This window comes from Salinibaculum rarum (genome assembly GCF_030505615.1).
Lineage (GTDB): Archaea > Halobacteriota > Halobacteria > Halobacteriales > Haloarculaceae > Salinibaculum > Salinibaculum rarum.
Genome location: NZ_CP129992.1, coordinates 1793469 through 1815884, shown reverse-complemented (window position 1 = coordinate 1815884; position 22416 = coordinate 1793469). Strand labels below are relative to the sequence as shown.

Genomic DNA, 22416 nt, shown 5'->3' with positions numbered 1-22416 from the left:
AGAGAGTACCCGCTCACTCTTCTGGCACAATCTGCGTCTCTCTGTCCTCAACCGATTTCTCGTCGATGTCACGGACGGGGAGTTCGTCGGGCGTCTCCGGGAGCGTCTCGTCTGCGACCAGCAGCGCCGAGAAGTTGTCTTTCCCGCCCCGGTCGTTGGTCAACGCACCGAGCGCCGCCGCCGCCGTCTCGAGTGAGTCAGCATCCAGCACCACGTCCCGAATCTCCTCGTCGGTGACGACTGCATCGCGTATCTCTGTGGCCACCTCCTCGGCCCTGTCGCTGTCGACATAGCGGTCGTACAGGTCGGGCGCGTCGGTCTGGGCGTCGATGAGCCCGTCGCTTGTCACCAGTAGCCTGTCCGCTGCATACAGCGGAACACTGCTGGTCTCGACGCTGATTGCGGCCGTTTCGGGGTCCTCCTCGGGCGTGCCCCCGAGCGCGCGCGTAATCTCGTTGCCCCGCGGGTGGACGTGCGCCTCGACAGCGTCAATCTCGCCCATCTCGTGTAGCTCCTCGACGAAAGCGTGGTCTTTCGTCAAGCGGGCGATGGTCTCGTGGTCGCGATTGAGCACGTACGCGCGACTGTCACCGACCCACCCGTAGTGGACCTGCCCGTCAGCCACGATACCTGCGACGACCGTGGTGTACGCACCGACGCCGCTTTCGGCGGCGTTGGCGATAATGGCGCGGTGGGCGGCGTTGATTGCATCCTCGATTGCCCCGCGCAGGGCAGCGGCGTCGGGAACCGACGGTGTGCGTTCGATGTCCACGTCGAAGTCCGTCGGGTCGGCGCGGGCGGCCCGGACGGCCACCTGCGCGAGTTGCTCGCAGACGATTGTGGTCGCGATATACGAGGCCACGTCACCTGCTTCGTGTCCGCCCGCGCCGTCCGCGAGAGCGAAGACGGCGGCACTGCGGTTTGCCGGTATCGTCCGGTGGTCCTCGCCCGTCTCGACGGGTCGGGTCTGGCCGCGATAGCCCTCGCGGTGGCCCTGTTCGAAGACGGAGAGAGCGACGCTGTCCTCGTTGATACCCGTCGGGCGTTTCCGGTCGCCGATGTCGTAGTTGGTTGCATAGCGCATGGTCATCCCTCGAACTGGAAGGTCACGCCGTAGCTGGGGTGGACCAGGGCGACGAGGTCACCGTCCGACAGCGGATGGGTAGTCGGCGGCACGTTCCCGCGGTTGTCGGTCGGGTCCTCTCCTTTCTCGCGCAGACGCTTCCGGCCGGCCTCGCTGAGTACGCGCTGCCAGCCATCGCCCGTCTGGACGTAGGTGCCGTTGAGACTGCGGTCCCGCAGGAGCCAGCGGTCTCTTTTCCCCTCGCTGTCGATGTCGAACTGCACCTGCACGGTCGAGATGTACTCCTCGTCGTCCTCGATAGCGATAGAGGGCGTCGGCCCCTTCGCGAAGCGTCGGCCGATGGTGTCGCCGGGGTAAACGGAGAACTGTTCGTCCTCCTGGAGGTAGGTGATGGTCGCTTTCGGCGGCGGACTGGCGTCTTTGTTCGTCAGGACGTGTTTCATCGACGTGGCGTTGGCATAGCGGTCCTCGTAGTCCCCCTGCGTCGCCCGCTCGACGATGTCCGCCAGATACGGCTCGCAATCGACGCCGAAATCGCGAGGGTTGATACCGTCCATCTTCGGAACGGTCCCTTTCAGCAAGAAAAGAAGGATTTTCCCGATAGAGTACACGTCAGACCACGGCCCCTGGCGAACGTCCGAGCGGCCGGCGTCTGCGACCTCTCGTGGTTTGTAGGGGCCAAGAATCGTCGTTCCCGAATCGGCCGCAGAGCCGGACGCGTCGAACCCGGTCGCGGTGTTGAAATCGATGAGGACCGGCGTCGGGCGGCCGTTCCGCTGGGAAATCATCACGTTGTCCGGTTTCAGGTCCCGGTAGACGATTTCGTTCTCGTGGAGGAAACTCATCGCGTCACAGAGGTCGATGCCGGCCTGCCGGACCTCCTCGGTGTCGGTCAGCGGCCCGGTCTGTTCGATTGCCTCGTCGAGCTCGTAGCCGTCGATGAACTCCACGACCAGAAAGTCGAGGTCGCCCTCCGTCCCCTGGTCGTAGAGTGTCATCACGTTGGGGTGGCCGCCGGCGTCGTGAATCTGCTGGAGCGTCGTCGCCTCCTTCTGGAAGTACTCGTCGATGACTGACGGGTCGTTGCTCGACCCCTCGTAGTTGGGAATCTTCACCGCGACTGTCTCGCCAGTCGTGGTGTCGATGGCCTCGTAGGCTTTGGCGAAGCCACCCTCCCCGGCCTCGCCAGTGAGTTCGTAGCGGCCGCCGATACGGTGGCCGAGTTCCGGGAGCGCGGTCATCGAGGCTCACCCGCAGGGGTCCAGCGAGTCACTTCTGAATCCCGTCCTCGTCGTCGCTAACAATCTTCGTCGCGCGATTGCGCTCGGCGCGTCCGCCCTCCTTGACGAGTTCCGTCTGGCGTTCGACCTCCTGGACGATTTCGGTCTCCTCGCCGTGAATCTTCGTCATCCGCTCGACCTGCGTCTCTGCCTGTTCGACGTTGCCTTTCCCCAGTTCGGTCTGGATGACGGTCTGCTGGTGGTCGAGTTGGACCTCCTCGTTGTGTTCGGCCAGTTCCGTGTTGTCCTCGGTGTAGTCGACGGCGATGGTGTCGCTGGCTTCCCCACCGCGGGCGGTGAGTGTCACGTCGACGAGGTCGACCGACCCTCCCTCGCCGCGCCGTTCGGGGACGTGAATCTTCATCACGACGCGCTGGTGTTCCCGCTCGGTGAGGTCCGGCAGTTTGACGACTGCCGTGTTGTCCGTCCAGTCGGGGCGCACGTCCTGTGCCTGTGGGAGCGCACGGTACACGTCGCTGACTTCGACGCCGGGCGCGACATCGAGTTCGAGCTGGGCGTCGGGTGCGACGACGTTTTTCGCTTGCTCGACGGCCTCGCCGAAGAAGTCCTCGATGTCGCCAGCGGCTTCCAGATGGGTCCACTCCCCGCGAGCGGTCGTCCCCAGGGTCCGAATCGTCTCCTCGTTGTAGTCTTCGCCGATGCCGGCCGACTCGACGCGGATGCCCGATTCGTCGATTTCGCCAGCCAGCCGCTCGAAGTCAGGTGGGTCGTTGTGCTTGTCTTTGCCATCCGAGAGCAGGAGAATCCGCCGGACAGCCGTGCCCGTGGTTGCGCCATCGCGCACGTCCATCGTTTCGAGCGCTTTCTGGGCGGTCCGGAGCCCGTCGAACATGTTGGTGCCCCCGCCGGCCGAAAGTTCCTCGACGGCAGCCATCGCTTCGTCGCGGGAGATGTCGCCCCACCGGGTCGGCCGCATCACGAGTTCGGCCTCGCTGTCGAAGGCGACGATGCTGACGTAGTCGTCCTCGTCGAGCAGTCCGAACACCCACGACGCGCCGTCGCGAGCGCGGTCGATTTTGCGCCCGCCCATGGAGCCGCTGGTGTCGATACACAGCGCGATGTGGCGCTGGACCGCCGCCTGCTTTTCTCCCGGTTCGACGTCGACCTCCGCGGTGATGGTCGTCCCGCTCGTCGGGACATTGGGTCGGTTGACGTCGGTCCGTATCTCTGCTGTCATATCCGTCACCTGTTGCCCGTCCCCCATGTATTTTTGCCCCACGTTGCAGTATCGGACTGTTCTCCCCTCCAAAACACCGCATTTTGCTGTGCGGTTGCGGTGCTGTGCGGTTGCGGAAGAAGCTACGATAGCATCTCCGAGCGCTCTACCGAGCGCGAGGAGCCTTTTTCACCTAGCTTTTACAAGGAGTAGTCCGCCGCGGGCCGCAGGCCCGCGTGCGAGACCCGACGCAGTAAAAAGAGGTTACATATAGCCGAGGTCGCGCAGGCGCTCCATCAGGTCTTCTTTGTCCTGGGCGCGGCCCGCGCGCTCGGTCGTGTTCGCCATGTCCTGCAGCCAGGCAGGCTCCTCGGCGGATTTGTCGGTCGAAATCTCACTGCCCAGCGAGCGGAAGCCGGCGAAGTACTTCGGGCTCACGGGGATGTCGTCCTGCGTGATGTCGTTTGGCAGGTCGTCGGCACCCTCGGGGATGTAGCCGTCGTCCGGGTAGCCGTCGACGGTCTCGGGCACGACGAAGCCCCAGAAGGCCTCCCACACGTCGGGTTCGGCAAACTGGAGAATCGGCTGGACGCGGTCGTGGGGCGGGTAGATGTCCGGGTCGTGACGCGGCGAGAAGAACGTCTCGTCGGCACGGGCTTCCTGCTCGTCCCAGCGAATGCCGGAGATGACACCGTCGACGTCGTACTCTTCGAGCGTGTCGTTCAGTGCGACGGTCTTCAGCAGGTGGTTGCCCACGTAGGTATCGAGCAGGAACGGGAACGTGTCCTCCTCGTATTCCAGAATGTTCCGGATGTGGTGCTGGTTGTGGTCCGAGAGGTCCTCGACGGCGATGTCGTCGCCGGGTTCGAGGCCGTGTTCGTCGACGTAGTTGCCGATGTCGTCGTTTTTGGCGTAGATGACGTCGAGGTCCCACTCCTCGGCCCACTTGTCGACGAAGTCGTGGATGTCGTCGAAGTGCTGGAAGTGGTCGATAAACACCGCTGGCGGGACTTCGAGGTCGAAGCGCTCGGCGACTTCCTTGATGAAATACAGCGTGAGCGTCGAGTCCTTGCCGCCGGTCCACATCACGACCGGGTTCTCGTACTGTTCGAGGCCCTCGCGGGTGACCTCGACTGCCTTCTCCAGTTTGTCCTCGATGCCGGGGTAATCGGCCGGCTCTTCGCCTTCGCCCGCAGCGTAATCTACGTCGAGATACTCCGGAAACGTCTCTGTCTCTGTCATAGTGTAATTACATATAATTAGCCTCGCTAAAATGGGTTTCGACATCTGGTAGTCGGGGCGATGGAGGAGGAGCCGACGGCTGTGGGTTTTACGTCCCCGCGGGATGTGGGTTGAGGTATGAGCGACCTAGAAGACGAACTCCGGACGGCGTTCGAGGCGGATGGCTACGAAGTTGGCGAGGTCAGTACGAACCGCGACCGGGTCCGTGTTGCACTGCTCGTCGAGGGCGCGGAGGCCGACCAGCTCCGAGACATCGTCCACGAGACAATTGGCGACGGCGTCATGGGACTCAACGTGACCACCGAAAACGTCGAGGGACAGGACGCCGTCCAGACGGTCGTCTCCTTCCGGAATCGGTCCTGAAATCGGATGCCAGAGCGCTTCAATGTGACCGTCGACGGGGAGTCAGTCGCCGGCGTCTACCACCCGGCACCGGGCGACCGATGGCTACTCTTCTGTCACGGCTTCCTGAGTGACAAGTCCGGCAGCTACGAGGGGCGCTGTCGCCGTGCCGTCGCCGAGGGGTACAACGCTGTCCGATTCGATTTTCGCGGGTGTGGAGACTCCGATGGCGCGTTCGTCGACCAGACACTCTCGGATAAGATCGCGGACCTCCAGGCAGTCGTCGAGCACGTCGGCCCCGACCGGTACGCCCTCTTTGGCTCTTCCTTCGGCGGGAAAGTCGCCTTCCACACAGCGGCGACCGACGACCGAGTGAGTGTCGTCGCCACGCGCGCACCCGTGACGTACAATCGCGCGTTCGACGACTACCGGGCCACTGTCGACCGGGACGGCGTCGTCAGATTCGACGACGGGCGCGCGATCGATTCGACCTTCTTTGCGGATTTCGAGACGTACGACTTCGAGACAGTCACGGACCGCCTCGACGTGCCCGTCGCCATCTTCCACGGCCGGGCCGACGACTCCGTGCCAATCGACGACAGTTTCGACGCCGCCAGCGCGCTCTCGGGGGACGTGTTGCTGGAAGCGTTCGCTGACGAGGGCCATCTGTTCAGCGAGGAAGCCGAACAGCGACTCCGGGAGCTGCTGTTCGGATGGCTCGACGGGCACAGCGGCTGACCGAGACGGTCACACGACGGGGAGAAACGACAGTGATTACGAGATGAACTCGTTGTCGCGCCAGTTGACGCTGTTTGCGCCGTCCTCTTCGTTGGGGTCTTCGGTGACCGTAATCGAGGCGGGCTTTGGCTCACCGTCGACGATGCGAATCGCTTCGAGGTCCTCGTCGACGACCGCAATCGCAGTGAGCGTCCCCTTTTCGGCCTCGCCGGCGACCTGACAGAGGACTTCGAACATCGGGTACTGGAGCGCGGTGTTCTGGAGAACGGTTTCGCGGTCGCCCTTGAAACAGGCGTATTCGACGAGTTCCGATTCGATTTCTTCTTCTTCGTCTTCGAACGCACCCCACTGTGGGGACCCGCCGCCGTTCGATCGGCCCGACGGTGGGCCGCCGGGTTCGGCGTCGGGGTCTTCCTCGTAGACGCGATTTTCCGTGACGCTTGCTTTGAGCTGTGCCGTCGGTGTGTACTTGCTAATCGAGTCGTCGCCTGAAACGGCGCTGATAATCAGCGTGTTGTTCCGGCGCGTGATGTCGACGTCCTCGATTTCCGGCGGCAGCTCCGGGTCCTCAAAGTAGTCGTAGACGTCTTCGAGGGGCAGTTCCAGTGTCGAATGGAGTCTGTATACGCGACTGGTCATGTGTAATGGTGGTTGACGGCCGTCCGCTGACGCCAGTGTCAGGCGAAGATAGGGGACCCACGCATATATGGGCTATCCTTCGCCTCCAGGACTGTCCGACGGACGGCGCGCGTCTCTCCGGGCCGAAAGCGGGATTTCTCCGCGGGAGGATTCCCGGCTGCGACGCCAGCACGTCCAGTCACGCGCCCGGTACCAGGCATTGAAATACGACGGGACCCATACGATAAACCAGAATGAGCGAGGTCGAAACCTACGAAGTAGCGGTTGTCGGTGGTGGTCCGGCCGGGTTGACTGCAGCGCTGTACACGACTCGGCTCGGACACGAGACGGCACTCGTCGACCGCGGCGGTGGACGGGCGGCGATGATGGCAGACACCCACAACGTCATCGGTGTCACCGAGGACACCTCGGGGAAGGAATTCCTCCAGGCCGGACTCGAGCAGGTCAAAAGCTACGGCGCCGACCACTACCGTGATTTCGTCACCGACGCAGCACGGACCGACGATGGCCAGTTCCGACTCGAGGGTGGCGATGTCACCATCCTCGCCGACAGCGTCGTCCTGGCGACGGGCTTCTCCGACGGGCGCCCCGACCCGCCGGCCCCCCGAACTGCCCGCGGACTCCATTACTGTCTGCACTGTGATGCCTACATGTTCGTCGACGCGTCGGTGTACGTGATGGGACACGACGCCAGCGCCGCCCACGTCGCGATGATTATGCTGAACTTCACCGACGAGGTGGACATCCTGTTGAACGGCGACGAGCCAACCTGGGACGAGGAGACAGACACGCAGGTCCGGGCACACCCGGTCGACATCGTCGAGGAAGAGGTCACTGGCGTCGAGAACGGCGAGGACGGCTGGCTCGAGGCCATGACGTTCGAAGACGGGACTCGCCGCGAGTACCGCGGCGGCTTCGCGATGTACGGCTCGAAGTACAACACGAATCTCGCCGAGCAACTGGACTGTGACATCAACGACGACGGGACCATCGCCGTCGACGACCACGGCGCGACCAGCGTCGACGGTGTCTGGGCCGTCGGCGACGTGGTCCCCGGCCACAACCAGGTCCCCGTCGCGATGGGTCAGGGTGCCCGTGCGGGCATCGACGTCCACTACGGACTGCGCACGTATCCGATGTCCCTCGAAGAACTGGACGACCACGGCGAGATTTCGCCCGACGAGGTCCCAGCAATCTCACAGCGCCAACGCGAGCGCGCCCGTGCACACGAGTCGAACGTCAGCACGAAACAGCCAGAAACGGCCGACGACTGACGCGGGACAGTCCTAGTCGTCCGCAGTAGCGGTGTCGCTTCCCTCGACTGTCGCGTCGGCTTCGATGCTCGGCGGGTACTTGCCGCGGTCGAGTTGCAGGTCCGATTGTGGGCGGGCCATACAAGTCAACGCGTAGGATTCGCGTTCCTCGTCGGTGAGCCCGCGGGCGGCGGGCTGGGTGACCTCGCCTTCGACAATCTTCGCAGAACAGGCCAGACACATCCCCACGCGACAGGAGTACTCCTGTGCGATGCCCTCCTCGATGCAGCGACTGAGGATAGTCTCCGTATCGGAGACAGCAATGGTCTCACCCGTCCCCACGAACTCGACGGTGTAGTCGGTCATAGCCACCGGTACGAGCACACCCGACAAAGTTCTTTATACCGTTCGTCGTGACAGCGAGGGCGGTATCGACTCTCTGTCGTGACCAGAGTAAAGAGTTTTTGCGCTCCGGCGTGGACGAGCGTGCATGACAACCCACGAGGTCGACGTCGCCATTGTCGGTGCCGGAACGTCCGGCTGTTACGCGGCGGCGACCATCGCCGACGCCGGCTACGACGTCGTCATCGCCGAGCGAAAGGACGAGGAAGAAGCCGGACACATCGCCTGCGGTGACGCGCTGAAGGGAGCCAGCGAGTTCCCGGATGCGATTCCGAAATCCCAGATTGAACCCGCCTTCACGAACACCGACGTAGACCACGGCCGGTTCGAAATTCCCCAGCTCGACACCGAGGTCGACATTCCAGTCCCCGGTGAACTCGCGGTCATCGACCGCTGGGAGTACGGCCGCCGTCTCATCGACGGCGCCGAGTCGGCCGGTGCGACCATCCACTACGATACGGTCGTCAAAGACGTCATCCAGAACGGCAAAGTGGAGGGCCTGGAGGCAATTCGAAAGGGCGACCCCGTCGAGTACGATGCCGACCTCGTCATCGACGCTGCGGGCGCGCTCTCACTGCTTCAGGACAAGGTCGATTTCGACGATGCGACGTTCGACACGAACGTCACTTACTCGCAGTTCTGCTCGGCCTATCGAGAGATTGTCACCGTCGACGAACCGGTCGACTGGTCTGACGCGCTGGTGTTCAAGCCGACCGAGCGTGCGGCGGGCTATCTGTGGTACTTCCCGCGCACGGAGACCGAAATCAACGTCGGCCTCGGCTTCCAGATGACCGAAGAGCCGATGCAACTGGTCGAAGACCTGAAAGAGGACCTCCAGGAACGCCCCGAGTTCGAGGGTGCGACCGTCGACGACAAACTCGGTGCTGCCCTCCCCACTCGCCGTCCCTACGACTCCGCGGTCGCGCCGGGCTATGTGGCCATCGGCGACGCCGCCGGCCACGTCAATCCGACGACGGGCGGTGGCATCGCGGGCGCGGCCTACGCCGGTCAGTACGCCGGCGAGGCAATCATCGATGCGCTCGCACACGACGACGTGAGCGAACAGCGTCTCTGGGAGTACAACGAGCGCGTGATGGACCACTTCGGCGGCCGATACGCGGCACTCGACGTGTACAACATCTTCGCGACGGCGACCGACGTCGACGACCTGATGGGCCTGCTCGCAGCACTCCCAGTGAAGAAACTCTCGGAGGCGCTCTACGAGGGGTCGACCAGCGTCGGCCCGTGGCTGAAACTCAAGACCGCGGCGAAAAGCTTCGGCCACTGGGAGACCATCTACGACCTCTATCAGACCAAAGCCGCCGCCGACGACCTCCTCGAACACTACGAGCAGTACCCCTCCAGTCCCGACGGGTTCGACCGCTGGCGGCGCCAGCGCGATGACCTCATGGAAGACGTCTACGACGTCACCGGCGCAGAGCCGAAGTACTGACCCCGTTTATTTCCCGTTTGTACGACCGTCTGCAAACGCCGACAGCACCGCGTTCGAGAGCACGTCGACACCAATCGGGAGCGAGCGCTCGTCCACGTCGAAGGTCGCGGTGTGGTGGCCGCCGGGGTGGTCGGTCCCGATACAGACGTAGCCGGCCTCGCCGCCCCGCTCCTGGACCCGCCGCATGAGAAACGTCGCGTCCTCGCTGCCACCCAGGTCGTCGCGTCGCCGGACGGTGTCGACGCCCGCAACGTCGCGCGCGGCCGTCGCGACCCGGTCGACGACGGCCACGTCGCTGGTCGCACTGGGTGCCTCGCCCCCGCGTGTAATCGTGTACGCACAGTCGTGCATCTCGGCAGCGTGTTCGATGACGCGGTTCGCTTCGTCCCACATATACTCCATCAGTTCGGTGGTCTCGCCGCGGACTTCCCCCTCGATGAAGGCCGATTCCGGGACGATGTTCGACGCCGTCCCGCCGCCGACACGGCCCGCGTTGACCCGGGTCGAACCGTCTCCGTGGCGTGGAATCGCGTAGAGGTTCTGGACGGCAGTCGCCATCGCCTGGACCGCGTTGCGCCCCTGCCCTGGATGCCCGCCGGCGTGGGCGCCCTCCCCGGAAAACGTCGCGTCGAGGTGACGCACCGCGAGGAAGCCGTCGACGCCGGCGACGACTTCGCCGGTCGGGTGGTCCAGCCCGACGTGGACTGCGAGCAGCGTGTCGACATCGTCGAGATGACCACTTTCAGCGATTGCTTTCCCGCCCCCAATCTGTTCCTCAGCCGGCTGGGCGATGAGCTTGAACGTCCCCGAAAAGTCACTTTCCGCGAGCGCGCGCAACACGCCCAACCCGATTGCGGCGTGGGCGTCGTGTCCACACGCGTGCATGGCGCCCTCGTTTCGCGAGCGAAAGCCCTCCGCGGCCGGGTGGTGAGTGTCGCTCGTACTCTCTTCGCGTACCAGCCCGTCGATGTCGACTCGGAGTGCGACCGTCGGCCCCTCTCCGCGGTCGAGGACCGCAATCGCGCCGGTGTGACCGCCGGCCATCCGGTCGAGCAGGTCGTCGTCTACACCGGCCGCGCGCGCCCGGTCGGCCCAGTCTTCGAGGGCCGCGTCGTCGGGCACGGCGAGTCGGGCGTCGCTGGCCAGCATCTCCGGCCCGACGTACAGCTCGTCGACGCCGATGGCCTCGATTTCGTCGACGATACGTGCGGTGGTGTAAAACTCCCGCCAGGCGGGTTCGGGTCGCTGGTGGAGGTCGCGACGCAACTCGACCAGCCAGTCGTGATACCGGGTGCCAACGCTCATACTGGAGTCGTAGCGACGAGGCGTAAAGAAGGCTCACGATGGCGGCGCCGTCGGCCGCCGAAATCAGTTGTTGCCGGCCTGGCGGAGCTGTTCTATCTCCGCGGAGACGTAGACGCTGTCGGGGTAGGAGCGCTCAGTCACGTCACGGGCGAACTCGTCGTGACCGACGATTTCGATGGTGCGAGTGTAGACAGTGTAGTCCCACGGTGCAAAGGTGTCGCCGCCGTCGACGCGTTTGTGCTGGGGGACGCGATAGTGGTCGGGCGGCTTCGGGTGTGGCCCCTTGAGCTCGGCCCCCTTTCGCTCTGCGGTCTCCTTGATGTCGGTGACGACGCGGTCGAGCGCGTTCACGTCGCCGCTCTGGAGTCGCAGTTTCGTCACGAAGGGCATACACACATGTGGACTGCCGGTGCTCAAAACCCATTCGCTTCGCTGCCGGGTAGGTTGTCACCAATCTGCTCTCCGATATGCACTTAACGCCGGGCCAAATACATACGGGTAATGATAGAGGCCACGAGCGCGGGAGCCATCCTCTTTCGGGATACTCGTGGTCGGCGGGAGTACCTGCTCCTCAAGAGCCGCCCCGGCGACTGGGAATTTCCCAAAGGCGGGGTCGAAGGCGAGGAGGAACTCCAGCAGACCGCAATCCGTGAAGTGAAAGAGGAAGCCGGAATCAGCGATTTCCGGCTGCTAGATGGCTTTCGCAAAGACTACGACTACGTGTTCGAAGCGAACGGCAACACAATCCACAAAACCGTCCACCTGTTCGTCGCCAAGTCCTACGAGGCGTCGGCACAACTCTCCGACGAGCACCGGGACATGCAGTGGCGCGACTACGACCAGGCGATAAACACCGTCACACAGGACGGGCCGCGTGAGATACTCGAAGACGCCCACGAGTTCCTAGACGAGAAATTAGAGGAGACAGAAGAGTAGGGCAGCCACACAACGGCGCCAGTCCGGCACGCTAAAGCGGGTTCGCCCCTAACAACCGCCAATGGCTTTCCTGTCGGACGGAGCGATAGCGACCGTCGTCTTCGTCGCTGTCACCCTCAGTTTCCCCTGCTTTCTCTACGGAGCGTACTACATCATCGAACAGGACCCCGTGACGTGGGACGTCCTGATGCACCACCTCAAATTCATCATCACGGGGCTGGCGCTGACGACGGTACCGCTGCTGTTCTGGATGCTCCCACGCCTGTTCGAGCAGTACACCGGCGCAGCGCTCGTCCACGCCTTTCTCGGATTACAGGCGTACGCCATGCTCGTTTTCGCCGGGACGGGTATCGTCCGCATCTTCCGCGCGAAGCGTCGCCACGACCTCTACAACGAGTACGACGAGGACGTGATTCTCGACGAAATCGGCTCGGAGAACTTCGACCACTGGCGGAGTCGCCTCCGCATCGGCGTCTTCGGCTACGTCTTCTTCTGGATTCTCGCGTATCTGGTGGGCGTCGCCCGGTACGTCTCTATCTACGTCATCTAGTCCCACGCCTCGCCACTGGCCAGGTCCACGTCGCTGTCGCCTTTCTCTGACGGACAGATGTCTGCCAACACACACGCCTCACAGTCGGGGTTGCGGGCCGAGCAGTCCGCGCGCCCGTGACTGATAAAGAGGTGGGTAATCGCCTGCCACTCGGCGTCGGGGACAAGCCCCATCAGATCGCTCTCGATGGCTTCGGGCCGTTGTTCCTCGGTGATACCGAGCCGTCGCGTGAGTCGCTGGACGTGCGTGTCGACGACGATGCCCTCGACGACGTCGTGGCCGTGCTGGAGGACGACGTTTGCGGTCTTTCGGCCGACGCCGGGCAAGTCGGTCAACTCGCTCATCGTATCCGGCACGTCGCCGTCGTGTTCGTCGCGGATTTTCTGGGCCGCCTCCCGGATGTAGCCGGCCTTGTTGTTGTAGTAGGTAATCGAGTTGAGGTCCTCGGCGAGTTCGTCCTGGTCGGCCTCGGCGAAGTCTTCGACGGACTGGTACTTCTCGAAGAGGTCCGCAGTCTCCTTGTTGACCCGCTCGTCGGTACACTGGGCGGACAGAATGACGGCGACCAGCAGTTCGAGTCGCGTCGAGAAGTTCAGCGATATCGTGGTGTCGGGGTACTCCTCGTGGAGTCGCTCGATGACTTCGACGGTCTGTTCCTCACGCGACGGCAGCGGCGTGCCCATACGACACCGTATGCCGGAGTGGGTTTCAGGTGTTCGCTTCGGGCCGGTCAGCCACCAGCGGGGACAGGTCGCGTCCGGTCGTCGGGACCGGCGTTTCGCCAGTAGAACTAGAGGACGAGTCGGTGGTCGACTTCGGAGATGGTTCGAGTGTCCTGCTCGTCGGTCACCCGGACTGTCGTCTGCGTATCGAGCACCAGCGCCCCCGAAACGTCATGGGTTTCCGCCGCCTGAACGTCGACCCGGTCGATGTTGGAGAGCAGGCAGTCGCGCCGGTCGGCCAGTTCCAGAAGGACGGCCCCGTCCGGGAAGTGCCAGATTCGGGTGACAGACCGGAAACAGACCGACGGGTCTGGGTCCCTGATGTGTCTGACAGGACTCCGTTTCCCGGAGAGCTCATATTGGAGGGGCGGCTGGTCGCTCATGGCCACAACCCCCGTGCTTCGTGAGCCTCGGTAATCCGGGAGAGTGCGACGATGTACGCCGCGTCCCGCCACGTCACGTCGCGGGTTTCGTACTCGTCGCAAACGTCGCCCCAGGCGGTCAGCATCTCGGTTTCGAGTTCGTCGTTGACGCGTTCGAGCGACCAGGACCGGCGGTTGATGTCCTGCAGCCACTCGAAGTACGAAACCGTGACACCCCCGGCGTTTGCGAGGATGTCCGGGATGACGGGAATCCCGCGGTCGGCGAAAATCTCGTCGGCAGCAGACGTTACCGGTCCGTTCGCGCCCTCGATGATGATGTCAGCCGCGACAGGACCAGCATTGTCTTCTGTGAGGACGTTCCCGATTGCGGCCGGGATGAGGACGTCGACGTCGAGTTCGAGCAGTTCGTCGTTGGTGTACGTCTCGGGGACGTCCTGGCTCATCACTGCTTGGGGCTCTTCGTCGTGTGATGGAATCGAATGAGGGTCGAGGCCAGCGGGGTCGTAGATGGCACCAGTGACGTCACTGACTGCGACGACGGTCGCGCCCCAGTCGTCGAGCAGTCGGGCCGCGTTCGCACCGACGCTGCCGTATCCCTGGATAGCGACGGTCGTGTCCGTGAGGTCACGCGAATAGTAGTCGACGACCTCGCGGGCGATGATGGCCACGCTGCGTCCGGGGGCGGCTTCGCGTCCTTCGCTCCCACCGACGATTGGTGGTTTCCCGGTCACGACGCCGGGAATGGTTTCGCCTTCCTGCATCGAGTAGGCGTCCATGAGCCAGGCCATCGTCTGCGGGTCGGTCCCCATGTCGGGGGCCGGAATGTCCCTGGTCGGGCCGATGACGTGGCGAATCTCCTCGGCGAACCGCCGCGTGAGTCGCTCCCGTTCGCCCTCGCTGAGACGCTTGGGGTCGGCGGCGATGCCGCCTTTTGCACCGCCGAAGGGGAGGTCCATGACCGCGCACTTCCAGGTCATCCACATACTCAACCCGACACACTCGTCGCGCGTCACCTCGGGTTGGTAGCGGAGTCCGCCCTTGTACGGGCCGCGGACGCTGTCGTGTTGAGCGCGGTAGCCGGTGAACACCTTGACGGTCCCGTCGTCGAGTTCGACGGGGACCGTGACCTCCTGGACTTTCGTGGGATGCTTGAGTCGCTCGACGATATTGGGGTCGATGTCGAGATACGCAGCGGCGTCCACTAGCTGACGGCGGGCCGTTTCGACCGCCGACTCCGGACCCGACGACTGTGTATCCGCCGCTGTCTGCTCGTCGAGCGTGACCGATGAATCGGGTGTCATCGTCACTCGATCGGTGTTTGTCGGTTTCGCATCTCGCTCCCACAGTTGGAGCAGGGCTCGGGATTGTCCTCTGCGAAGACGACGTTCCCGCAATCGAAGCACTCGTATGGCGTTTCCTCGTCCGGGGTTTGCGTGACATCTCTCATGAGGACTCACAAGTGCCCGACGGCGAGGCAGGGCACTCGGCCGTTACTACCGGATGTACAAGGGAGTATCTAGACGTTTATCATCAAGGCGTCCAGAGAGTGTATCGTTTATTATTGAACCCTACTACGGCGAGTCGGCAGTCGACGTGATTCGTTCCTCGAACAGCGCCGTGAACAGCTTTCGCTGAACCGTCCGGATATGCTGGTAAAACGCCGGCGGAGAGATGTCCAGCATCGTCGCGATGTCTTCGCCCGTGCTGTCACGTGGCGACTCGAAGAAACCGCCGTAGTAGGCCGTCTGCACGACTTCGAGTTGTCGGTCGGTGAGGTCTGCGAGAAACTCCGCGTAGATGTCGTGTTCCGCGGTCTGGTCGAGCGTCTGCTTGCTCTGGAGTTTTGCATCGGCGAACGTTTCCCCCACCAGTTGGGTGATGGTGCGCACGTCGATGCTGTCCGGGACGTCGATGGTGAGCCGCGTCGTCGTCGGGTCGGCGGTCGCCTCACGGAAGATTGCACCGTGATCGGCAAGCTCCAGCGCGAGAAACGGCTGAGTCAGTCCCAGCCGCAAGACGCCGCCGTCACCGTCGACGCTAATCTGTCGCACATCGTCGATACCGGCGAGTCCACCTGCCACTGTCTCGACGGCCTCGACCGACGCGTCCTCGACAGTGACGAAGACGTATCGGCCGTCGGTCGTCTGTTGCACACCGCCCTGATACGAGAGCGTACACTCGGCGTCGCGCGCGAGCCGGGAGAGGACGAACGTCGGGTCGTCTATCTCGAACTCGATACGCGTCATCGACGTGGTGAGAAGCGCGTTCTTCCGCTCGATGGCGCTGAGTGCAGCGGCAATCGTCTCACCGAGTTCGGCCAGGACGGCACGCGCCGTGTCGTCGAACGCATCACGGGTGTCGGCATAGACCGTCAGGACACCGTAGGTGAGGTCGTTGTACACGAGCGGAATACTCAGCACTGACATGAAGTCACGAGTGAGCGCGTCCGCCCGCCACGAGTCCTCCCGGAGGTCGGCCGCGACGTTTGTGACAATCGTCACCTCGCCCGTCGCCGCCGTCGCGCCTGCTGGCTCGGTGCCAGACACGTCGACGGCAAACTGCTGGCTATCCAGATAACCTTGCTCTTTGCCGGCCCACGCACGCGGGTCGAGCGTCTCGGTCGTCGGGTCCACGGTCCCAATCCAGGCGAAGCTGAATCGGTCGTCGCTGGTTAGCAGTTCACAGACCGTGTGGTCGATTTCGTCGCGCGTTTCGGCCTGGACGATGGCCTGGTCGATGGACCGAATCGTTTCGTTGATGCGGTTGAGCGTGGTGAGTTGCTCGTTTTGCTGCTGGAGTTGCCGTTCCTGGGCACGGAGCTGTGACTCCCGCGTCACACGGTCGAGAGCCGCCTCTGCGGTGGCGGCGAGCAGGTCAGCAAGCTCTCTGGTCACGTCGTCGAACGCCCCGACCTGGTCCGAGCCGGCAACGAAGACGCCGTGGTCCCCCAACGGGATGTAGCTCGCACTTCTGAGGTCGGTCGCCCGGTTGTCGAGTCGGTCTGCCTGGTGGACATCCTCGAAAAACAGCGTCGAACCGGAGATAAATCCATGGCCCGGAAGCGTCTCCCCGTCGGCGTGGACGCGCGGAAGCGGTCCGTGGAGGTCCCGCATCGCCTGGGAGTGTGCGGCGGGTCGGAGTTCGTTCGTGTCGGCATCGAACAGATAGACAGCACTCGCATCGAGGTCGAGAACACTCGCCGCGTCGTCGACAATCTGCTGGGCAATCTCGTCGTGAGTCCCCGCATAGAGGAACGCACGCGCGAGTTCCTGGAGCGTGGCCAGCGCCTCCTCGCGCTGTTTGCGCTTCGTAATGTCACGGCAGCTATAGAGGAGCGTCCCGTCCTGAATATCGACCTCGCGGACGTTGACCAACAGTGTGTGTTCGCGGCCGGCCTTGTCGGTGGCCGTACACTCGATGTTTTTCAGGATGCCGTTTGCCGCGAGTTCCTCACGGTCGAAGAGGTCCTCCCCGAGGAGTTCGTCGATTGTCCGCTGGTCGTACATCTCGTCGGCAGTGTATCCGAAGATGAAGTGGACGTTGGGACAGACGTAGGTGTACACGCCGTCCTCGTCTGTCATGAGGACGGTGTCGGTCATGTTGTTGAGCGTGACCCGGTGGAGCCGTTCGGACTGGCGGAGGTCGCGTTCGAGCGTGACCCTGTCCGTGATGTCGACGCCTTTGACCACGACCGACTCCAGGTCACCGTGTTCGTCTTCGACGGGGCGAACGGAGAAATCGATGACGCGTTGCGGGGTCTGGTCGAGGGTGTCACAGACGACTGCGTTCTCGAACGTGCCATCGAGCGCTTGCTCGACGAGCTGGCGGACGTCGGTCCGGGTCGCCGCCGCTTGCGACCACCACGAGAGTTGCCAGAACGGGTCGCCGACAGTTGGGTCGGCCTCGACCATCGTGCGCGCCGTCTGGTTCGCTCGCACGAGTGTTCCAGCCGCGTCGAGTATCCACATCGAGGTCTGTGTGTCGTGAAACACCGCGTCGAACTGCCGTGCTCGCTCGCGCTGGGTATCGACGCTGCGGACAGAGCGAAGCGCGTCCTCGATGCGAGGCAGGACTCGTTCGAGCGTCTCGTCGCTCTGCTCGTCGACCACGATGTAGTCGGTGACGTCAGCCGCGACCGCCTCGCTCGCGATGTGTTCGTCGCCGTCTGCGGTCGCGAGAATGACGGGCAGCGTCGACTCCTCCGTCCGAAGTTCGCGAAGGAGTTCGACGCCGGTCGTCTCGGCAAGCGTGTACTCGGTGACGACACAGTCGACCGTGCTATCGCGGACGACATCCAGGCCCGCCGCCGCTGTCGAAACTGCCCGGACAGAGCCACTAGTCTCTGCGTCGAGGTGTGCTTCGAGGGCGGCGAGCCAATCGGTCGCCCCCACCAGAAGAACGCTGGAGGAATCGAGCGCCGAATCTGGACCGCTCATCGGTCGGCTCCACAGACGATGTTGCGTGCCAGCGGTGGGTCGCCACCACTTCGATGCTGTGTCTGCTGGGACCGTCTCGGAGTGAGCGTCGACTGCATGACTGGTTTATAGTATAACCCACCGCGAAGAAAGTCATTCGGTAGTCAACAGCCGACAGGCCCGGAAGAAAGTCGGCGCGCGACGGCCCGAGCGAGAGTCGACGCGTGACAGCCCGACTTACCTCTCGCCCGCCCCGAACGGTTCCGTGAACCACTCGCGGAGGAAGCCACCCAGCACCGCCGCAAAGGTCGTCTCTGAACTCCAGAAGGCGACCTCCTCGACGTCTTCGGCGACGCCGGCTTCCGAGTAGACACCGAGTAACATCGTATCCTCGTCGACCAGCAGGACGCGCGCGCTCCCGACGTCCGGGTCCCGTTCTGGTGGGATTTCGATAGTGCTGAATCGACCGGCGACGGCCTCTCGGACGGCCGGGTTCGCGCTCGCGACGACGATGGACACGCCCGCCTCGTCGGCCGCCTCCAGCGCATCGAGCGCCGTCTCGTCGAGCATCGCGACCTCGGAGGGGGCATAGAAGACCTGGTTGTCTCCGTCCGCGACCAGCTCTGCAGCCCGCGAGGAGATAGACTCGGAGCCGTGGACGAGCCAGATGGCCTCGCTTCGTTCGTCATCGGGGACTTTCGTACCCTGAACGGTATCGAGATAGTCGAAGGTCTCAGCGCCCGTCTCGGCGAGCTGGTCGAGCAGCCGCGTCCGGGCGCGGTCCAGCGACACCGGGCGGTACACCGTCGGCGTCGACTGCTGTGTCTCGACCAGTCCACGCGCCTCCAGACTGTCGGCCGCGCCGTACACCTGCGACCGGGGGACGTCTGCGACATCGCTCACTTCGCTCGCGGTCCCGTTGCCGAGCTTCTGGAGCCCGAGGAAGACCCGGGCCTCGTAGGCCGTCAGGCCGAGTCGCTTGAGCCCGTCGATAGCCTCCTCCTCGTCCATCAGTCGTCCTCCGGCGTCGGTGTCTCCAGTGTCGCCGCCTCGCCCAGCCACGTCCGATAGATGCGCTCGAACTGCTCCTGGGTGAGCTGGCCGGCCGCCAGACGTTCCTCTGCGGCGGCGAGGTCGTCATCGGTGACCGACCCGCGGGCGACGACCCGCTCGAAGAGGTCGACGACGACTGTCGCGTGTTCCTCACCCGCGACATCGGCATCGTCCTCGCCAGTCATGAGCACGCCACCGAAACTGTAGGTCGTGCCATCGGGAGCATCGGACGGGATGGTCGCGGTGTATGTCAGTTCCGCCGGCTCGTCGTCGAGTTCCCAGACCGCGTAGACGGACTTGCCGTAGTCGGTGACGCTAGCCGGCGTCGGGTCGACGCTATCGACGCTGACCGTCGCGCCGTTGAACGTCTCTCGCAGTCCGACGCGGCCGTCCATCTCGTCGAGTGTCACCGTGACCTGGACGGCCTGACCGGGTCTGACGTGTTCATGTTCTATCGTCCGGGAGGCGACGGCGTCGTGGCTGTGACCGTTCGTGATTGCGCCAGTCGAGTCCTCGCCGGCCGCTGTCGGCACGGTCTCAGCGGACTCGCCACCATCGGTCGCAATCTGCTCGGCGGCCCACTCCGGCCCGACGTACCGTGTCCAGACCACCAGCAGACTCGGGAGGACGAACACGCTCCCGAGGAACGCGTAGATGATAGTCAACCCGGTGATGATGCCGAACTGCTGGAGCGGCGGGAGGATAGCGAAGACAAGCACCCCGAAACCACCGACGGTGGTCGCTGCACTGCCAAGGAGCGCGCCACCGGTACCGGTGACAGCCGTCTCCATCGCGTCCCAGACGCTGTCTGTGCGCTCTAGTTCCTGCGTGTAGCGCTCGCTGAGGTGGATGCTATAGGCGACCCCCAACCCGATAGTGAGGCTCGTAATCATCCCGGTGACGACGTTGAAGGGGATATCGAGCAGGTACATGGTCCCGAGAATCCACGTCACCGAGAAGGCGACGGGCAACAGCGTCACCGCGCCGAGTGTCGCGCTGCCGTCGCTGACGCGGTAGGTGGCCATCAAGAACAGGAACACCGCCACAAGGGAGATGACGAGGCTCTCGATGACCGTATCCAGCAGCTGGTCCTGGACGATTTTGTTCAGAATCGCCGTTCCCGTCGCCGTCGTCTCCAGCCCGTCACCACTCAGGCCCGAGGCGACATCGCGCATCTGGGTCGTCACGTCGTCCCCGGCAGACCCACCGGTGATAGCGACGGTCATCCGCACCGCCTGGTACTCGCCATCGCTCCGGTAGATGTACCGTCCGGCCTGGTCGGGCGCAACGGTAAACAGCTCGTCGTAGACGGTGGTGATGTTCTGGTCGGGAACTCCGTCACCGTCGGTGTCTGCGGCCCTGAACGTCGCGTTGAACGACTCGTTGTTCCGGGCGACAGACCGCATGACAGAAAGCGGGTCGTCGATTGCCGGCTCGCCGTTCGGGAGGGTCTGTGTCACCTCCTTTTCGCCCGCATTCTGCCGGGCCGAGTCGAGCCTGTTCAGCGTGTCCGCCTGTGTGACGTTGCCTTCTATCAGTAACTCCGTGTTCGAGTCCTGCCGGACGAACCGGTCGTTGACAAAGGAGAGCGTTGACTTTGCGGTGTACTCGCCGGGCGTGAACGGCTCGGGCAGTTCCATCATCCACTCGGGCGGTTCGTCAGCGAGGAAATCCTCCTGTTCGAACGCCGTGCTGACCTGCGTCCCGCCGTACGCACCGACGACGCTGACCAGCAAGACGAGCAGGATAACGATGTAGGGTGCCTTCCGTGCGGCGGTCGACCCGATTGCGAGGACGCGACTGAACCGGCCACCGCCGGTCCCGAAGGCGCGCTTTTTCCGGTCGAAGCCGTAGGATTCGAGCAGTTCGTCGGCCTCGATTTTCAGCGCCGGAACGAGAATCCCGAAGATGAGCAGCGCTGCAACGATACCGGCCGAAGAGACGACACCGAAGTCCTGAATCGGCGGCACGGGACTGGTGAGATTCGACAGGAAGCCGATGACCGTCGTCGCCGTCACCCACAGCAGGGCGATACCGACGCCGGCCAGGGCGACGTTCATCGACCCGCGGGGCCCTGCTTTATCGGGGTCACGGCCGTCCGCTGCGGTCCCCGAGAGTGAGAGTCGTTCCTCGCGGTGGCGCATGAAGACGTGAATCGCGTAGTCGATAGACAGCCCGATGAGCAACACGGGCACGGCGACGAAAATCTGGTTGAAGTTGATGTCCGTCCAGCCCATCAAGCCAAACGTCCACAAAAGCACCGCGCCGATGCCGAACAGTCCCAGCACGATGTCGACCGGGTCGCGGTAGGCGACGATGAGCGCGACAAGGACGAAAAGCAAGGCGAGAGGTCCGACGATGGTCAGGCTGTCGGACTGGGAGGATTCGATTTCGTGGGAGATGACACCGCCACCGAAGACGGTGAAGTTCACGCCGTTCGCCGCCTCGTCACCGATGGTCCGCATCGAGAGCTGGGAGTCGATTATCCGGTCGCCGGCGGTCCCTTGCGCGGTCGACCCGCTGGTGCTCTCCTGAGTGACGAGAATCATCGTCGAGGAGGCAGAGTCAGAGCCAGGGTCGTACGTACTCGGCATCAGACCAAGCACGCCGTCGTTCTGTCCGTCCGCGCTCAGCAGGGTGGTGACCATCTCCTCGATTTCGCTCTCGTCCATCGATTCGAGTTGGTCCCGCTGTTGGGCCAGCGTCGGCGCCGGTCCACTGCGAAGGTCGTCACTCTCTGCTTCGAGGTCCGCAATCTGGTCGGCGAGGACACCGCGGGTCCCAGTTCGGTAGGCCGCGCGTCGCTCCGCCTCCGTCTGGGCCTGTCGAAGCTCCGTCGCGGCCCGCTCGAACGTCTGAGCGTCCTCCTCGGTGAACTCGACGCTCGTGTTCACCTGCACGCGGTCGAACGCGACCTGCGCGCTCTGGTTCGGGTTTTGCAGCAGCGTCGTCAGTGCACCGCGTAACTGCTGGGAGGTGTCGTTGAGAGCGCTCTGACGGCGTTCCAGCGCTGCTGCGTCCTCGCGGACGATTGCCGTCCGCGCAACGACGTTGGAGATACTCGAGGAGGACTCGTTTGCGACGAGTGTCTCGTTTACCGTCGCGTTCGCTTCGAGTCGCTGCTGATAGTCGAGTATCGAGAGCAACGACTGTTTCGTCAGGACGTTGTCGCCCCGGACGATGACCTGCGCTGTCGTGGTGTTGTCGTCGGCACTGAAGTTCTGCTGGATGTAGTCAAGTTTCTCTGACTCGTCGGACTCTGTCTGGAACTGGTCGAGCGACGACGAACTCTCGACCATCGGCGCACCGGCGCCGACGAGCACTGTCAACAGCAGCATTACCACGATTGCAATCCGCGAGTATCCGGTCACGAGACCCGCCAGTCTCTCTGCGAGACTCACGGTGACCACCTTGTTTGTAGGGACATACTAACAGCTATACC

At 63.7% G+C, this 22416-nt stretch carries 21 protein-coding genes; 6 read left to right on the top strand and 15 right to left on the bottom strand.

What is annotated here, in order from left to right; genetic code table 11:
• Positions 1–13: 13 nt before the first annotated feature.
• From QYL91_RS09630 to QYL91_RS09615, 4 genes are all read right to left on the bottom strand, one after another.
• Positions 14–1084 (bottom strand): PP2C family protein-serine/threonine phosphatase, encoded by a 1071-nt coding sequence (locus QYL91_RS09630; RefSeq protein WP_302080289.1) that lies wholly within the window; start codon positions 1082–1084, stop codon positions 14–16.
• 2 nt (positions 1085–1086) lie between these two features.
• Positions 1087–2325 (bottom strand): protein kinase domain-containing protein, encoded by a 1239-nt coding sequence (locus tag QYL91_RS09625; RefSeq protein ID WP_302080288.1) that lies wholly within the window; start codon positions 2323–2325, stop codon positions 1087–1089.
• A gap of 28 nt (positions 2326–2353) precedes the next feature.
• Positions 2354–3562, bottom strand: a complete 1209-nt coding sequence (locus QYL91_RS09620; RefSeq protein WP_302080287.1) for a vWA domain-containing protein — start codon at positions 3560–3562, stop codon at positions 2354–2356.
• Positions 3563–3805: 243 nt separating this feature from the next.
• Positions 3806–4783 carry a phosphoadenosine phosphosulfate reductase family protein gene (locus QYL91_RS09615; protein WP_302080286.1) on the bottom strand — a complete coding sequence of 326 codons (978 nt, stop codon included), beginning with the start codon at positions 4781–4783 and terminating at the stop codon, positions 3806–3808.
• A gap of 117 nt (positions 4784–4900) precedes the next feature.
• Between QYL91_RS09615 and QYL91_RS09610 the strand changes: the two genes are divergently transcribed.
• Together QYL91_RS09610 and QYL91_RS09605 are read left to right on the top strand one after the other, a co-directional pair.
• Positions 4901–5146, top strand: coding sequence for a hypothetical protein (locus QYL91_RS09610; protein ID WP_302080285.1), 246 nt, complete (start codon positions 4901–4903; stop codon positions 5144–5146).
• Positions 5147–5152: 6 nt separating this feature from the next.
• The gene (locus QYL91_RS09605; RefSeq protein WP_302080284.1) at positions 5153–5863 is read left to right on the top strand and encodes an alpha/beta hydrolase family protein; all 711 of its coding nucleotides are present in this window, start codon (positions 5153–5155) and stop codon (positions 5861–5863) included.
• A gap of 36 nt (positions 5864–5899) precedes the next feature.
• Here the strand turns inward: QYL91_RS09605 and QYL91_RS09600 are convergent, their stop codons facing one another.
• Complete coding sequence (locus tag QYL91_RS09600; RefSeq protein WP_302080283.1) at positions 5900–6502, bottom strand: DUF7110 family protein; 603 nt, start codon at positions 6500–6502, stop codon at positions 5900–5902.
• A gap of 233 nt (positions 6503–6735) precedes the next feature.
• On the opposite strand from QYL91_RS09600, the gene QYL91_RS09595 reads away from it, so the two are divergent.
• Positions 6736–7776: an NAD(P)/FAD-dependent oxidoreductase gene (locus QYL91_RS09595; protein ID WP_302080282.1), complete on the top strand. Its 1041-nt coding sequence runs from the start codon at positions 6736–6738 to the stop codon at positions 7774–7776.
• A 12-nt stretch (positions 7777–7788) separates the two neighbouring features.
• On the opposite strand, the gene QYL91_RS09590 is transcribed toward QYL91_RS09595, so the two are convergent.
• Positions 7789–8121, bottom strand: a complete 333-nt coding sequence (locus QYL91_RS09590) for a 2Fe-2S iron-sulfur cluster-binding protein (RefSeq protein WP_302080281.1) — start codon at positions 8119–8121, stop codon at positions 7789–7791.
• A 124-nt stretch (positions 8122–8245) separates the two neighbouring features.
• On the opposite strand from QYL91_RS09590, the gene QYL91_RS09585 reads away from it, so the two are divergent.
• Positions 8246–9610, top strand: a complete 1365-nt coding sequence (locus QYL91_RS09585; protein WP_302080280.1) for a geranylgeranyl reductase family protein — start codon at positions 8246–8248, stop codon at positions 9608–9610.
• Between the two features lie 6 nt (positions 9611–9616).
• Here QYL91_RS09585 and QYL91_RS09580 read toward each other — a convergent pair whose 3' ends face one another.
• Both QYL91_RS09580 and QYL91_RS09575 read right to left on the bottom strand, forming a co-directional pair.
• Positions 9617–10915, bottom strand: a complete 1299-nt coding sequence (locus QYL91_RS09580) for an amidohydrolase (protein ID WP_302080279.1) — start codon at positions 10913–10915, stop codon at positions 9617–9619.
• Positions 10916–10978: 63 nt separating this feature from the next.
• Positions 10979–11305, bottom strand: a complete 327-nt coding sequence (locus QYL91_RS09575) for an uS10/mL48 family ribosomal protein (RefSeq protein ID WP_302080278.1) — start codon at positions 11303–11305, stop codon at positions 10979–10981.
• Positions 11306–11416: 111 nt separating this feature from the next.
• Between QYL91_RS09575 and QYL91_RS09570 the strand changes: the two genes are divergently transcribed.
• Positions 11417–11851, top strand: coding sequence for a bis(5'-nucleosyl)-tetraphosphatase (locus tag QYL91_RS09570; protein WP_302080277.1), 435 nt, complete (start codon positions 11417–11419; stop codon positions 11849–11851).
• Between the two features lie 61 nt (positions 11852–11912).
• A complete protein-coding gene (locus QYL91_RS09565; protein ID WP_302080276.1) occupies positions 11913–12401 on the top strand; it encodes a DUF7321 family protein in 489 nt (162 codons plus the stop codon).
• On the opposite strand, the gene nth is transcribed toward QYL91_RS09565, so the two are convergent.
• The 7 genes from nth to QYL91_RS09530 form a co-directional block, all read right to left on the bottom strand.
• Positions 12398–13084: an endonuclease III gene (nth, locus tag QYL91_RS09560; protein WP_302080275.1), complete on the bottom strand. Its 687-nt coding sequence runs from the start codon at positions 13082–13084 to the stop codon at positions 12398–12400. The two genes, QYL91_RS09565 and nth, sit on opposite strands and share 4 nt — an antisense overlap.
• 107 nt (positions 13085–13191) lie before the next feature.
• Positions 13192–13506 carry a hypothetical protein gene (locus QYL91_RS09555; RefSeq protein WP_302080274.1) on the bottom strand — a complete coding sequence of 105 codons (315 nt, stop codon included), beginning with the start codon at positions 13504–13506 and terminating at the stop codon, positions 13192–13194.
• A complete protein-coding gene (gdhB, locus tag QYL91_RS09550) occupies positions 13503–14807 on the bottom strand; it encodes a glutamate dehydrogenase GdhB (protein ID WP_302080273.1) in 1305 nt (434 codons plus the stop codon). The genes QYL91_RS09555 and gdhB overlap by 4 nt, the downstream gene beginning before the upstream one ends.
• A 2-nt stretch (positions 14808–14809) precedes the next feature.
• Positions 14810–14953 (bottom strand): rubrerythrin-like domain-containing protein, encoded by a 144-nt coding sequence (locus tag QYL91_RS09545; protein WP_302080272.1) that lies wholly within the window; start codon positions 14951–14953, stop codon positions 14810–14812.
• A 124-nt stretch (positions 14954–15077) separates the two neighbouring features.
• A complete protein-coding gene (locus tag QYL91_RS09540) occupies positions 15078–17942 on the bottom strand; it encodes a bacterio-opsin activator domain-containing protein (protein ID WP_302080271.1) in 2865 nt (954 codons plus the stop codon).
• A gap of 216 nt (positions 17943–18158) precedes the next feature.
• Entirely contained in the window at positions 18159–18932 is a 774-nt protein-coding gene (locus QYL91_RS09535) for a TrmB family transcriptional regulator (protein ID WP_302080270.1), read from the bottom strand.
• On the bottom strand, positions 18932–22375 hold the full coding sequence (locus QYL91_RS09530) for an efflux RND transporter permease subunit (RefSeq protein WP_302080269.1): 3444 nt from the start codon (positions 22373–22375) through the stop codon (positions 18932–18934). The genes QYL91_RS09535 and QYL91_RS09530 overlap by 1 nt, the downstream gene beginning before the upstream one ends.
• Positions 22376–22416 lie beyond the last annotated feature (41 nt).